Genomic DNA, 12,380 nt, shown 5'->3' on the forward strand with positions numbered 1-12,380 from the left:
GCTCACCAGCCTGGGGACTCCTCGATCGCGTCGCCACCGCGATCGCCCACGCCGGTCTTGCCCGGCGGGACCACGATGACCACGCCCGTCTGGGCCTCGAAGTCGATCGCGCGATTGGAGCCGAGACGGTCGGGATGCCCATCCCGATCGAGGTCCAGTCGGACAGGGCTGTCCTCCCGGACGTATTTGACCGTCCCGTTCTCTGCGCTGCCGGGTGCGGCCCGACGCGTGCGAACACTGACCTGCTCGTAGGACCCCCGAACCGAGACCGTCCAGGCGTTCGCGGTGGCATACCAGGAGCCGGGCATCGGCAACAGCGGCAGCCCGGCGGGGAGCTTTGTGACCGAGGAGTCAGTGGCCTTCTCCCAGGCTGCCGTCCCGACTTTCTCGCCGGCCGCCTTGGCCGTCTCCGAGACGACGGGATTCGAGCCGGATTCGACCGCCACACGGGCTTCCTCGACCAGGTCCTGGGAGACCTGTACCTCGGATTCGGACTGGATCTCGGTCCCGGCGACCCGGAGGGCCACGCGCAGCCGATCCCGCTCGTGGGATGGCACCCCCGCCGGAAGCGAGTCGCCGATGGCCCGCGCCAGTCGCCCGTCCGTGATCGCGAGCGCCCGGGACGCGGTGTCGGGATACCGGTTCGTGGCAGTGGTGACGACCCGATCGGCTTCGTGGGACCCCAGTTCCGCTTCCAGGACCGACCGGTAGCGGGCCGTGGCACTCGCCACCGAGCCCTCGACCTCGCGACGGAGCGCACGGACCTCGCGGCCGGACACGGAATCCCGTGAGTCGACCGCTGCGAGCGTCTGGGCCGCGGTCCGGAGGGTAACCTCTCGGGACCCAACACCTTCGACCTGCTCGGTGACGGCATCGGCTGCATCCCCGTAGGGGACCGTAAAGAGGTTCACGTTCCGAACGTCGATCGATGGGTCGGTCGCCGAGGGCGGGTCAGCGGAGAGATACGCCGGGCCGGTGTCTACCCCGGCCACGTACGGGGCCCGTGTGGGGGTGGATCGTTCGGGCGGTTCGCTCGGAATCGCGTGGGACTGGAGCTGATCCGAGAACGCGGCCTGTGCCTGCTGGACCTTGGGGGTTCGGTCCCCCAGGCGGTCGGTGAGTCGGTCGAGGTACGTCTGTCGGGTGGCGGCGACCGCTCGATCCGCCGCCGAGTCGTAGCTGGCGGGTGTCTCAAGGAGCGCCCCTCGACGGGCAGCGATCGCTTTTCGCAGTTTTCGAGCCGGGTTCGTGGAACTCGCGACCGAGCGAGTCTCGACGCTCACTGAAATGTCTCGGACGGCCCGTCGAAGTTCGCCAGTCTCCCGCTGGGCCCGGTTCCGAACGGTTTCGGGCGGGTCCAGGTCGATCGGCTCCCAGCCCGACTCGCCGTCACCGTCGACGGCCGCCTGTGCCCGATTCGAGAGCGCCGACCCCGAGAGCAGGCGGTCGGACCCGTCCTCGGCCAGTTGCTCGCGCACCTCGGCCCCGAAGGGACACCGATCATCGGGTCGGTCCGGCGCGATTCCCGGCGGCTGGTACCGACAGGAAAGTGTTAGTTCGACGGCGTGGGTTGTGTGATCTACCGCCTCGGTCAACGCGAGCGAGCCGTTCTGGACCCACCATTTGGTGACCCGTCGTTCCTCGATCACCTGCCCCTCGTAGGTCCGGAGGGTCGAACCGTGGCCGGACTCCCAGTGGCCGTCCGCCAGCCACTCGTCAGTGTGGAGGGTCCGGCCGAGATAGGTCCCGTTCGATGGCGGCGGTTCGGCAGCCACCCGCTCGGTGTCGATCGGCCGGGAACGGGTCTCGACGCGCACGTCGGCTCGATAGACATCGTCGACGGTCGATTCCAGACCCGGACCATCGTGGCCCGCAACGTAGTCCAGGAAGGCCTCGTCGGCGGTGTGGTTCGCGTCGACCGACTGTTCGTTGTCGACGACGCTCGGTAGCGAAACCGACGGGGACCCCTCGACCTCGCCAGCTCCCTTCTGGTCACCCCGTGGCTTGCTGACCTGGGACTTCAGCATCTCCTCGGCTCCCGTAAAAGCGTCCCGTGTGGCGACATCCATGGCGGCGACGCTCACGCCACGGCGGCCCGCCGGGTCCGCCTGGCCGAAGACCGCCGCCTGCTGAGCCACTGCCGCATCGTTCGCCATGAGTTCGACGTGGCGGTTCGCCAGGACGTTCTGGATCGGCGCGCCCCCGTACTGGGCGTAGCCCCGCGCCCAGACGATCGGAAAGAGCCGGGCCGTGAGATCGCGGGCGAGCCCCGGCTGGGCCAGCCCGGCGTTCAACCGCTCCTCGTATCGACTCGTCCGATCGTGGAGCGACAGCGAGGGGAGTTCCATCGTGATCGTCTCGTTGTACCGGAACCGGTCGATGGGCCGATCGTGTCGCGTGACAGTCACCCGCAGGTCCCGGATCGTTACTCGATAGCGGTCCGCCGTGACGGGTTCGATAGACACACGCTCCAGGGCCGCACGGGCCGACTCGTGGTCCCGGACCGGTGGCAGCGAGACGGTGGCTTTGACGCCGGCCCGACCCGCCTCGGCCTCCTGTAGGGCCGTCTCGGCCGCCCCCGCGATCCGAAGTTCGAGGGCGTGTTCGAAGGTGTCGTTCTCGGGGAGCGCCCGGCCCAGTCCACGCGGACTCGGCTCGAGAACCGGTTCGGCCGCGGCCGCTCGATCGGCGTCCCGAATCGCCGTGTCGAGGGCCAGTCGGGCCTCGATCTGGGCGTCGCTACCCACCTCATCGACGATGGGTTCGGTTGTGGCCGGCGGGGCCACGGAGGCGGCATAAAGCGAACTCGTCAGGAGCAGGACCGCCCCGATGAACGCGAAGGGGACCCGTCCGCGGCGGTCGGCGACGAACGTCATCGCGACCACCGCCGGACGACGACCACCGGCTCACACTGCTCGGTGGCACTGGCTGGGGCTGGAACCTGGTACACCGTCGCCCGGACCACCTGGTCGCCAGGCGGGGCCGGGCCGACGACGAGTGGATCGGTCGACTCGGTGCCCCGACAGCTCCCGACCAGCTGAACTGGCAGGCCGTGGGTCTCCAGGTGACTGCTCACCGTCGTCTCGACGGCCGAACGGAACGCAGCCGTCCGTGGCGTCTGTGAACCGTGACTGGCCAGGATGGCGTCCCTGAGCAGTGTGCCCACCGTCGCCTCGACGGAATGAGCTCCGGCGGACGTCTCGTACTCGACCGTGAGCGTGCTCCCGAGGACAGACGGGGTCCCGTCCTCGGTCGGTGGGTCGGCGGGCTGGGGAATCGAGGTGACGAGAACGCCCGCCGCGAGACCGACCAGGAGGAGCCCGAGCACGACATCGAGCACCGTGCTCACGCCGCGCTCGCTCATGCACTCACCCGGAGCAGGCCAGGCTGCTCCCCGGTCGCCGTGCGAACGAGCACGTGTCGAATCCGTGTTCGGTCCGGATCTGCAGGCGGGTCGTTGTACTCCCACACCTGGCCGTCGGCTCGGAGCGTCACGCCGACATCCGGCGGAAGCTCGCCGTCCAGTTGATCCATCCGTGCCGGCACCACCGTCGAGCCTTCGCCAAGGGTTTCGGCGGTCGCCGACACCGTGGCGTCGGTGATCTCGGGCCCAGTCGGGTTCGGGACCCCGGAGAGGGTGACCCCGTACAGGGAGATCCCGATGGCGAAAATCGCGACCGCCAGCAGGGCCGGAAGCGGCTCGATCTGGCCCCTACGCGCCGACGAGAACACGGTTCACCTCCCCGTAAGTTACCTGTCGAACCCGCAAGGTCTCGCTGTTCTCGCGCCAGGACGCCGGCCGCCCGGTTGCGCGTTCCGCCGCCCCGGCGAACGCGATCGATCCGTCGAAGACCGCTGCCGGGGACTGCCCGTCGAGCACGCGTTCGAGCCTCGAATTGGGCGGCACCGGCGTGACCGGCCCATACTGGATGTCCGCGTGGGCCGTGCCACCAGCGCCCCTGAGGCTGACCCGCTCCGGGCCGATCTTGACGGCCTCGGCTCGCAGGTCGATCGTGGCCGAACCGGGATAGTCGGTCGCCGCAACCGAGTCGATCGTCGACGCCGTGCGCTCGGCGTCCGGCGGAGCCGTGGGAAGGCTGAGGGCCACACCCAGCATGGTCGCCGAGACGAGCACCAGGCCGACCCAGAGCCACGTCGTGTCGGCGGGAACGTCGAACATGAACTGGGGTGGTCCGACGTTCCTACTTAAACATACACCAGCGTCCGGGCGGCCACGAAGGAAAGCGGGTAGACGAGGCTGCTGACACCCAGCGCGATCCCGCTCTGAAAGCCCATCCGGACCGGGTCGAACCCGCGAGCCAGGACGACCGAGAGCGAGGGGAGAATCGCCGCGAGCAGGAGGACATAGATGCCCACGACACGGCCCAGCGGCGCGACCTCGATGGTGTAGCCCGCCTCCGCGGCGTTCATCCCCGTCGCCAGCGCCACCGTGACCCCGGCGATCGCCGGCGCGAACACGACCGCGGTCTGCCGGAGCGTGCTCGTGGTCTGTGCGAGTTCGCGGCGGGCCTCACGCTCGACCGCGAACAGCTCACCCAGGTAGCTCCCGACGGTCTGGAGTGTCGCCCCGCCTTCGGGACCGTACTCGCCCGCCGTCACGAGAAGCGACGTGGCCGCTCGGACACGCTTCCGTGACAGTTCGGCCACCACACCATCGGGACCGAGAAGCGCCGCCTCGACCGGCTCGCCCGATTGAAGTCGGCGAGTTGCACCCGCTTCGAAGAGATCGCCGATCGGTCCGTCGAAGCGCTGGCCGATGGCGGGCAGCGTCCGTTCGAGGGGGGCACCGGCTTCGAGTCGTTGCCCGGCGACGGCCAGCACGTCGGGGAGCCGGGCCGCTAGCTCGTCGAGTCGGTCCTGCTCCTCGACGATCGGCCGGAGCCAGACGAACAGTGCAGTCCCCAGACTCGCGCCGACGGCGACGATCGGCCCGACCCAGGACGGTCCAAGGACGGTCGCGCCCGGCGTGGCGAGGATGGCCGCACCAAGCCCGGCCAGCACCACCGTGACCCAACTCGTCCCGTGGGCCAGCAGCCCGCGGTCGAACGCGCTGTCGGCGATCGCCGGCCGGCGGGCCCACAGCCATACGCCGCTCGCGATCAACCCGAGCGGAACCAGCAGATCGTACGCGACCGCCAGCGCGACCATCGAGACGCCGCCACCAGTCGAGGAGAGCACTGGCAACAACCCGACCAGTGCGAGCGGGAGCATCACGCCGAACGCGTAGATCCCCATCGCCGGCCCGCGAATGGCCGTCGAGAACTCGACGACCCGTTCGCGAGTCCCTTCGAGGACCGCTTCGAGGGCATCGGCCAGCGTCTCCGCCCGTCGCTCTGCAGGCGCGTCCATCGCGACCCCCAACAGGGTACTCGCCCGGCGAAGGGATGGGGCATAGGGTGCCCATTCGGCACCGAACGTCTCGAAGGCACGGTCACCGGAGACGGCCGTGATCCGATGGGCCGCAAGCGAGCGACTCAGTCGGCCGTCGACGGCCCCCGTCGCGAAGTCCGCGCCGCGTTCCAGGGACGGCGTGAGTTTCAACTGGAGGATCACGAAGGCGATCAGGTCCGGAGCGGCCCCGACCGCCCGGATTCGACTGAACTCGTCGAGTCGATCCCGAACCGACGCCAACAGCTCGTCCAGCCCCAGGATCGTCAGGACTGTCGCCCCGGTCGTCGCCCACTCGATTCGCTCACCCATCAGCCCGAGCCTCCGATGTGTGACTGTCCCGAGTGAGCGGCGACCCCGTGAGCGCGTCGGCACGAGTCTCGATCGCCCGGCGGGTCTCGGCGTAGGTCTCTCCCGGAGTGCTGATCGACTCGACGAAGTGACTGTTTCCCCGTTCGAGGCGCGGCGTCTCATTCAGTTGCGTGCCGTCGTACGCATAGAGGGTGGCACTTCCCCCGTCGGTGACCTCCTCGATCGTGTGGACTCGCTTCCCATCGGCCGTGGGTTTGAGCGTGACCAGGAGATCCGTCGCGGCAAAGGAAGACTCAGGGACCCCCAGGTCGGCCACCACCCGCTCTTTCACCCCCTCGTAGCCGTCGCCGTGGATCGTCCCGATGACGGTGTCGCTGGCTGCGCCCACCCGCATGGCTTCATAGAGGACCGACGCTTCCTCGCCCCGGACCTCGCCGACCGCCAGCGCGCCGTTGCCAAATCGAAGCGCGGTCCGCAGCGCGGTCGCCGGATCGATCGCCGCATTCGGGTCGGCGGCGGCTTCGAGGCGCTGCACGTCCCGACCAGCGTCCTGGAGCGCCCGAACGGGCAACTCCGGCGTGTCCTCGATGGCCAGCAGGCGAGTGTGGGCGGGGAGTTCCCAGAGCAACGCCGAGGCCATCGTGGTCTTTCCAGCCCCTCGCGGCCCGGCGATCAACAGGGCGCCGCCCCGCTCCATCGCCACGGAGAGTAACCCAGCCGCCGCAGGCCCAAGGGTCTCATTCGCGACCAGATCGTGTAATCGCCAACGATCGGTGCCCTCGACCCGGAGCGCGAAGGCATATCCATCGCTCGCGGGTTCACGAACACCCGCAACCCGCACGGCGTCGGCCGACCCGATCCCGGAGAGCGAGGCGTCGATAGTCGGCGAGGCCCGCGAGAAGGCCCGACCACTCTCGGAGCGGAGACCGGCGGCGAGTCGATCCGCGCCGCGGTCGGTGAGCCTGACGTTCGTGCGCCGTTCCTCGCCGTCCACGCGGACGAAAAGCGAGTTCTCGGTCGCCGGTGCGTTGACGAAGACCTCCGACAGCCGGTCGTCGGCAAAGAGATCCTCGAAGACGCCGTATCCGGCGGTGTGTTTCTGGAGTACCCGGGTGAGCGTGTCGATCGGGCAGTCCGTCCCGGCGACGGCCTCGACCGCCGCTCGATGATCCCTCGTTGTGCCGGGGGCCGTCGCGAGCAGCCGATCCCGCGCCGCGGCAAGTGTCGACAGGGCCGTGTCCCCGAGGGTGTACTCCAGCGGTTCGAGGTGATGGATCGGCTGGCCGTGGGGCCGATCGTAGACCCGAACGGTCGCGCCGGAATCGAGCACGCGGGAACCCCGGAGCACCCCATCCGACGGCGGCCGCTGGTCGAGTGCGCTCGACGCGATCGTGGGGACCCGGATCGGATCGAGTACGTGCTCGTAGCTGTCGTCCTCGTACGAGGCCAGCCCACTCGCCGTGGCTGCCTCGCCGACAAGTCCAGCCCGCCCAGCGGCCTCGGCGGACACATCGAGGGGATCCTCGCGGGTACGCGTGGCGAGGCGTTCGTCCCGGGCCCCGATCCGACCAGCGAACTGGGCGGCGGCACGGAACAGGTCGACCGCCTCACCCTTGTGCACCCGCACGACGCCGGCTCGCTGGATGCGAATCACTTCGATGGGTCGAGAAATCGCTTCGACGACAGTCCGACGGCAGGCCCCACTCGTCACGAGGTCACCGCCGGACGGGCAGGAAGTCGCGTCGAGTTGCAGGGTCGATCCGTCCGTCGTGGGCACACACTGGCAGGCGGCCTCGGCGTCGTCCGACGATCCGAACATGGATCGGGGTGGCCCGGTGCCCCTACTTGAACCCTCGGGCCACCGTCACCACCGGCCGCCCGTCGACGAGCCGATACCGAAGGGTGAGGTCACTCGAATCGTCGAGAACGAGCGTGTCGTTCCACCGGACTGCTCGTTCCGTGCCCACAGGACGAACGGGCATCGAGAGACGGGTGATCGAGTCGGGCTCGCCGGGAACGCTGGTCCGGAGGACGGTGTCGGTTCCGTTTCCCGAAGCGGGTTCGATACTGAGAGAAACGCCTGCGGGTTTCGGGGGGATGGTCACCGACACCTGTCGGCGAGCCCCCGGAACGCCGGGCTGGACTGGATCGTTGTGGCGAGTGAGGTCGGTCGCTCCAGCGGTCAGCCGATCGACACTCCCCGAGAGTTGCTGGTCGGCCCGGGCCGCCTGGGCCTCGTGAATCGCTGGCATCGCAACCCCGATGAGTGCCGCGGCGAGGACCACCGCGAGCAACACCCGAACGCTCATCGAAGGTCCCGAAGCCGATCGAGGAGTCCCGACTCCGCGGTGGGTTCGGCCGGCTCCGCGGGATCAGACTCGGTGGTTTCGGTCCCAGAATCGGCGTCCGCTGTCGTCGGGTCGGGGCTGGCCGTGGCGATCGGCGGTGGGGTCTTCGGAGCCGATTCGAGCCGTTCGACGGCGGCTATCGCCGCGTCGGCCCGCCGTTCGACCGACTGGTTGACGTGCTCGACCTGGCCCACATAGCCCCGCAAGGCCTGGACCTCCGAGCGGAGTTCGGTGACTGTCTCCTCAAGGGATTCGATTCGGGCTTCGAGGGACTCCTCCCGGGCGGGGTCGGTGTCCGCGCTGGTCGGTGCGGCCGGACCCTCACGGTCGTCGAATCGGCGTTCAAGAGCACCTAGTCGTTCGTCGATGGAGCGTCGTGCAGGCATCGCTCCAGGGTGGGCCGACGTTCCCTGATAAACCTCGGGAGTCAGCAGCGGGACTCGCCGTCGAACTCGGGGACCTCCGGATCGAGGTCCAGCAGATCGAGAATCGTCGGCGCGATGTCGAGCAAGTCCGTCTCCGCGGGGATCGACACGGACGGGTCGTCCACGATCAGCGTGGCCTCCTCGAAGGTGTGCATCCCGTTTCGTGGGCCCTTGTCGAAGACGTTCTCGTGGCTCGTAAACCCGGATTTGAGGTCGAAGCCGTCGTTCGGAATCGCGATCAGATCCGGCGCGATGTCGTCGTGATCGCCCGCGAACGCCTCCTCTTTCGGAACGACTCGGTCGACGACGGGGCGGCCGTCCGGGCCCGTCAGGGACTCGATCTCCGCTTTGAGATCCGCACGAACCGATTCGTACTCGGACTCGGGCACCGACCCGCGGGGCTCCCGCCCGTCGAGATTGAGGTAGAAGCGGCCGGGGATGAAGGAGTAGGCGGTCGTCTCCGAGGCGATGTCGCTCAGGTCCTCGGGATCCTCGCTCTCGAAGGAGAGCCAACCAGCCTCCTGGAGCCAGGTGTTCAAGTGGACCTCGTAATCCAGCGTGGTGAAGCCGTGGTCGCTCGCGACGACCATCGTCGTGTCCGCCGGAAGCTTCTCGCGGAGCGCTCCCAGGTACGAATCGACGGTCGCGTAGAACTCGAGGAACTCGTCGTGGTACTCGCCGTCGCGTTCATACTCCTCGAAGAGGAAGTGATTGACCCGGTCGGTCGTCATGAACACGCCGAAAAAGAGGTCCCAGTCTCCCTCCTCGACGTACCGCTCGAAGGCCTGGTACCGCGCTTCGAGGGTCTCGAAGGCGTCCTGGATGAACTCAGTTTTGTCCGCGTCGTGGCCCAGTTTCGCGTTCACGTCGATCCGGTAGCCCATCGATTCGAGTTCGGAGGCAAAGCTAGCGGGGACGGCCGCCTTCTCGACGGAGGGCGAGAGGAACCCCGAGACCATCCGTGTCGGTTCCCGGTCCGGCGGGAAGGTGACGGGCACGTTCATGACCGTCGCGTTCCGGTCGGCCTCGACGACCCGGTTCCAGAGGCGGGTCGACTGCACGTCGTTCCCCATCGGGACGTAGGTGTCATAGGAGCCGACCTCACGGTCCTGGAAGCCGTACACGCCAGTTTTACCGGGGTTGGTCCCGGTCGTGAGCGCCGGCCAGCAGGCACTCGACTCCGGCGGAACGATGCTGTTCATTGGCCCCCCGGCCCCGTCCTCGGCCATCGCCGTGAGGTTCGGGAACGTCTCGGGGTTGTCCTCGATGAGCGACCACGGAACCCCGTCGATGCCCACAAACGCTACACGCGGACCGTCGTCCCCGCGCAACCGGTCGAACAGACCCATATCAGCCTGGCACTATCGTGGGCACGCCCAAGAAGGTTCGTATCCGCGTGTCCCAGCCCCAGCTACGCGTTCTGGTCCGGGTCTGTCTCCGTCTCCGAGCGGGGCTCCAGATCGGGTTCGAAGTTCCTCGGCACGACCGTCAGGTGTCTGATTCCCACGCGGGTGTCCGTTGCGGCCATCACGAACTATACTTTGCGACCCACCCACATGAAATTACCCATGCGCATAATACATGGGTCGAGCCGGTGCTGATGTGTGAGAGACATCAGCGCGAAAATGGGGGTCCCGAAACCTACTCGAACTCTTCGACGTAGAGCTCCTGGGCGTGCTCGATGGCGTCGAAGGCAGCCTCCCGGTCCTCCCAGCCCTGGGTGGTGACTTCCTTGCCTGCCTCCAGGTTCTTGTAGGTCTCGAAGAACTCCGAGATCTCATCGAGGGTCTGCTGGGGCACGTCGGCCAGGTCCTGCATGTGGTCATAGCGGGGGTCCTCGGCGGGGACCGCCAGGACCTTGTCGTCCTGCTCGCCGTCGTCGTCCATCCGCATCAGCCCGATCGGGCGGGCCTCGATGACACAGCCGGGGAAGGTCTGGTCCTCGACCAGCACCAGCACGTCGAAGGGATCACCGTCGTCGTAGAAAGATTGGGGGATAAAGCCGTAATCGCCCGGGTAGTGGACGTTGCTGTGCAGGACCCGGTCGAGCACCACGCCGGGGATGTCCTTGTCGTACTCGTACTTGTTGCGTTCGCCCTTGAGACACTCGATGACCGCATAGATGGTCTCCGGTGGGTTCGGCCCGGTTTCGAGGTCTTCGAAGAGATTCGTCATACTGAGTGCTGTCCCCGGTTGCCGCATCAACTTTACGGGTTGGCCCGGAAACGTGTCAAGGGAAACGTGCTTCGTTTGAGAAGTGTTAAATGTTTCAATGACTTCCTAACGGCTATGGCAGAAGCACGGAGCGCCGAGGTGGCGGTTGCACGGGAGCTGACGGCATTTCAGAAGAACATCCTCACGGTCCTCGCCGAGCAGCCCCGATACGGGCTCGCGATCAAGCGAGAGCTGGAGTCCTATTACGACGACGAAGTCAACCACGGACGCCTGTACCCCAACCTGGACGACCTGGTTTCGGAGGGCTTCGTGGAGAAGAGCGCGCTCGACAAGCGGACCAACGAGTACGCGCTCACGGACGCGGGCATGGAGGCCGTCAAGGATGACCTCACCTGGAGTCTGGAACACTTCGTGACGGACAGCGAACGCGCAGAACTCGTCGACGCCATCGTCGACGAAGCTTAAGCACCGCCTAACGGGAGTTACCGGTCACCGTTTCCGGTCACGGTCGAGCGGCACGGGCTCACCCGCGACGTCGAAAAGCCGCCGAATCGAGGTTTCGGCATTTGCTTTCTGTGCCTGGGTCGGCCAGGCGTTTCGCGGGAGGTACTCGGTGAGAAAGGTTTTGACCGCCGATTCCGAGGCAGCCTCGATGGGCGCCTCGTGGTGATTCGCCATGTACTCGGCAAACGCCGTCGCCGTGGCGCCGTGGGGATCACCGTATCGGTCCTGTACTTCCCCAGCGAGTTCGCGGTTGTGGGCCTCGATCGTGGCCCAGCCCCCCTCGACGGCCGGCTCGAAGAGATCCCGCTCGACCGCCGCTGCCGTCGACTCCATTGCTTCGGGCTGGAACACCCCATCGTCGTCGAGCCACGCGGCGGGATGACAGACCAGGACCGGCCCAGAATCGTCCTCACGAACGCGAGCCGTGTAGTCGAACCGAGCGAGGAGCCGTTCGCGTCGATCTCGCAGTGCGTCCGGGTCCTGATGGGTGCCACGGCGGAGTGCTCGGGTCATCGCCCGCGCCGTCTCCACGACCGGCTCCGGCAGTTCAGGCATTGTCGAGGGCCTCGTTTGCGAGGTCGTCCGCCCGCTCGTTCGTCTCCCGGGGCACGTGGGTAATCGAGTACTCCTCGAACTCGTCCAGGAGTTCGTGCACCCGGACCCGGTACTCCCGGAGGGTGGGATCGTTGGTCTGCCAGGCTCCCCGAACCTGTTTGACGATCAACTCGGAGTCCCCGCGAATCTCGATCTCGTCGTACCCGTACTGGGCCGCGACTTCGAGCGCGCGGATGAGTGCCTCGTACTCCGCCTGGTTGTTCGTGGCGCGACCGATCGTCTCGCCACCCTCCTCGACGATTCCATGCTCGTCGACGAGGACGAAGCCCACGGCCGACGGCCCGGGATTACCCCGGCAGGCTCCATCGAAGTACACATGCACGCGCCCACCCCCGTCGCCCTCGAGCACCGCGGTGATGTCGACCGGGCGTTTGCCCTGGACGACGACGCTGTCCTCGTAGGCGACGGCGTGGGCCTCACCTAAGTCGGCGTGGAAGACCTCGTGGTCGGTCTTTCCGGGCGAGATCGTCGCGCCTGCCTCCCGCAGACGCTCGCGAGCCTCGGTCGGGTCACACTCCAGGACCGGCATGCCAGCCTGTCGGTTCCCGTCGCACAAGTATAATGCGAATCGTCATACTTCAAGTGAAGTTGC

The 12,380-nt window shown here is 67.5% G+C and carries 13 protein-coding genes; 1 reads left to right on the top strand and 12 read right to left on the bottom strand.

Going from position 1 to position 12,380, the window contains the following annotated elements; all coding sequences use genetic code 11:
• Window positions 1-2: 2 nt before the first annotated feature.
• The 10 genes from HSR6_RS07650 to HSR6_RS07695 form a co-directional block, all read right to left on the bottom strand.
• Complete coding sequence (locus HSR6_RS07650) at window positions 3-2,876, bottom strand: DUF7286 family protein (RefSeq protein WP_071933268.1); 2,874 nt, start codon at window positions 2,874-2,876, stop codon at window positions 3-5.
• Window positions 2,873-3,364 (bottom strand): DUF7284 family protein, encoded by a 492-nt coding sequence (locus HSR6_RS07655; protein ID WP_071933269.1) that lies wholly within the window; start codon window positions 3,362-3,364, stop codon window positions 2,873-2,875. Before HSR6_RS07655 ends, HSR6_RS07650 begins: the two co-directional genes overlap by 4 nt.
• Window positions 3,361-3,732 (bottom strand): DUF7285 family protein, encoded by a 372-nt coding sequence (locus HSR6_RS07660; protein ID WP_071933270.1) that lies wholly within the window; start codon window positions 3,730-3,732, stop codon window positions 3,361-3,363. The genes HSR6_RS07655 and HSR6_RS07660 overlap by 4 nt, the downstream gene beginning before the upstream one ends.
• Window positions 3,713-4,180, bottom strand: a complete 468-nt coding sequence (locus HSR6_RS07665; RefSeq protein ID WP_071933271.1) for a DUF7283 family protein — start codon at window positions 4,178-4,180, stop codon at window positions 3,713-3,715. The genes HSR6_RS07660 and HSR6_RS07665 overlap by 20 nt, the downstream gene beginning before the upstream one ends.
• 26 nt (window positions 4,181-4,206) lie before the next feature.
• Window positions 4,207-5,721: a type II secretion system F family protein gene (locus HSR6_RS07670; protein WP_071933272.1), complete on the bottom strand. Its 1,515-nt coding sequence runs from the start codon at window positions 5,719-5,721 to the stop codon at window positions 4,207-4,209.
• Complete coding sequence (locus tag HSR6_RS07675) at window positions 5,714-7,540, bottom strand: ATPase, T2SS/T4P/T4SS family (RefSeq protein WP_071933273.1); 1,827 nt, start codon at window positions 7,538-7,540, stop codon at window positions 5,714-5,716. Before HSR6_RS07675 ends, HSR6_RS07670 begins: the two co-directional genes overlap by 8 nt.
• A gap of 22 nt (window positions 7,541-7,562) precedes the next feature.
• Window positions 7,563-8,030: a DUF7311 family protein gene (locus HSR6_RS07680; protein ID WP_070365320.1), complete on the bottom strand. Its 468-nt coding sequence runs from the start codon at window positions 8,028-8,030 to the stop codon at window positions 7,563-7,565.
• Window positions 8,027-8,455 (bottom strand): DUF7310 family coiled-coil domain-containing protein, encoded by a 429-nt coding sequence (locus tag HSR6_RS07685; RefSeq protein ID WP_071933274.1) that lies wholly within the window; start codon window positions 8,453-8,455, stop codon window positions 8,027-8,029. The genes HSR6_RS07680 and HSR6_RS07685 overlap by 4 nt, the downstream gene beginning before the upstream one ends.
• A gap of 41 nt (window positions 8,456-8,496) precedes the next feature.
• Window positions 8,497-9,843, bottom strand: a complete 1,347-nt coding sequence (locus HSR6_RS07690) for an alkaline phosphatase family protein (protein ID WP_071933275.1) — start codon at window positions 9,841-9,843, stop codon at window positions 8,497-8,499.
• Between the two features lie 292 nt (window positions 9,844-10,135).
• Window positions 10,136-10,669, bottom strand: a complete 534-nt coding sequence (locus HSR6_RS07695; protein ID WP_070365323.1) for an inorganic diphosphatase — start codon at window positions 10,667-10,669, stop codon at window positions 10,136-10,138.
• Window positions 10,670-10,783: 114 nt separating this feature from the next.
• On the opposite strand from HSR6_RS07695, the gene HSR6_RS07700 reads away from it, so the two are divergent.
• Window positions 10,784-11,134, top strand: a complete 351-nt coding sequence (locus HSR6_RS07700; RefSeq protein ID WP_070365324.1) for a PadR family transcriptional regulator — start codon at window positions 10,784-10,786, stop codon at window positions 11,132-11,134.
• Window positions 11,135-11,158: 24 nt separating this feature from the next.
• On the opposite strand, the gene HSR6_RS07705 is transcribed toward HSR6_RS07700, so the two are convergent.
• Window positions 11,159-11,728 (bottom strand): DUF7108 family protein, encoded by a 570-nt coding sequence (locus HSR6_RS07705; protein ID WP_070365325.1) that lies wholly within the window; start codon window positions 11,726-11,728, stop codon window positions 11,159-11,161.
• Entirely contained in the window at window positions 11,721-12,317 is a 597-nt protein-coding gene (gene rnhA, locus HSR6_RS07710) for a ribonuclease HI (RefSeq protein ID WP_070365326.1), read from the bottom strand. Before rnhA ends, HSR6_RS07705 begins: the two co-directional genes overlap by 8 nt.
• Between the last annotated feature and the right edge of the window lie 63 nt (window positions 12,318-12,380).

Source organism: Halodesulfurarchaeum formicicum (assembly GCF_001886955.1).
In the GTDB taxonomy this organism is placed as follows: domain Archaea; phylum Halobacteriota; class Halobacteria; order Halobacteriales; family Halobacteriaceae; genus Halodesulfurarchaeum; species Halodesulfurarchaeum formicicum.

Bases quoted from the DNA above. Each gene is read 5' to 3' on its own strand.
- HSR6_RS07670 (WP_071933272.1), bottom strand. From the start codon at position 5,721: ATGGGTGAGCGAATCGAGTGGGCGACGACCGGGGCGACAGTCCTGACG.
- HSR6_RS07680 (WP_070365320.1), bottom strand. From the start codon at position 8,030: ATGAGCGTTCGGGTGTTGCTCGCGGTGGTCCTCGCCGCGGCACTCATC.
- HSR6_RS07650 (WP_071933268.1), bottom strand. From the start codon at position 2,876: ATGACGTTCGTCGCCGACCGCCGCGGACGGGTCCCCTTCGCGTTCATC.
- HSR6_RS07705 (WP_070365325.1), bottom strand. From the start codon at position 11,728: ATGCCTGAACTGCCGGAGCCGGTCGTGGAGACGGCGCGGGCGATGACC.
- HSR6_RS07675 (WP_071933273.1), bottom strand. From the start codon at position 7,540: ATGTTCGGATCGTCGGACGACGCCGAGGCCGCCTGCCAGTGTGTGCCC.
- rnhA (WP_070365326.1), bottom strand. From the start codon at position 12,317: ATGCCGGTCCTGGAGTGTGACCCGACCGAGGCTCGCGAGCGTCTGCGG.
- HSR6_RS07665 (WP_071933271.1), bottom strand. From the start codon at position 4,180: ATGTTCGACGTTCCCGCCGACACGACGTGGCTCTGGGTCGGCCTGGTG.
- HSR6_RS07690 (WP_071933275.1), bottom strand. From the start codon at position 9,843: ATGGGTCTGTTCGACCGGTTGCGCGGGGACGACGGTCCGCGTGTAGCG.
- HSR6_RS07685 (WP_071933274.1), bottom strand. From the start codon at position 8,455: ATGCCTGCACGACGCTCCATCGACGAACGACTAGGTGCTCTTGAACGC.
- HSR6_RS07695 (WP_070365323.1), bottom strand. From the start codon at position 10,669: ATGACGAATCTCTTCGAAGACCTCGAAACCGGGCCGAACCCACCGGAG.
- HSR6_RS07700 (WP_070365324.1), top strand. From the start codon at position 10,784: ATGGCAGAAGCACGGAGCGCCGAGGTGGCGGTTGCACGGGAGCTGACG.
- HSR6_RS07655 (WP_071933269.1), bottom strand. From the start codon at position 3,364: ATGAGCGAGCGCGGCGTGAGCACGGTGCTCGATGTCGTGCTCGGGCTC.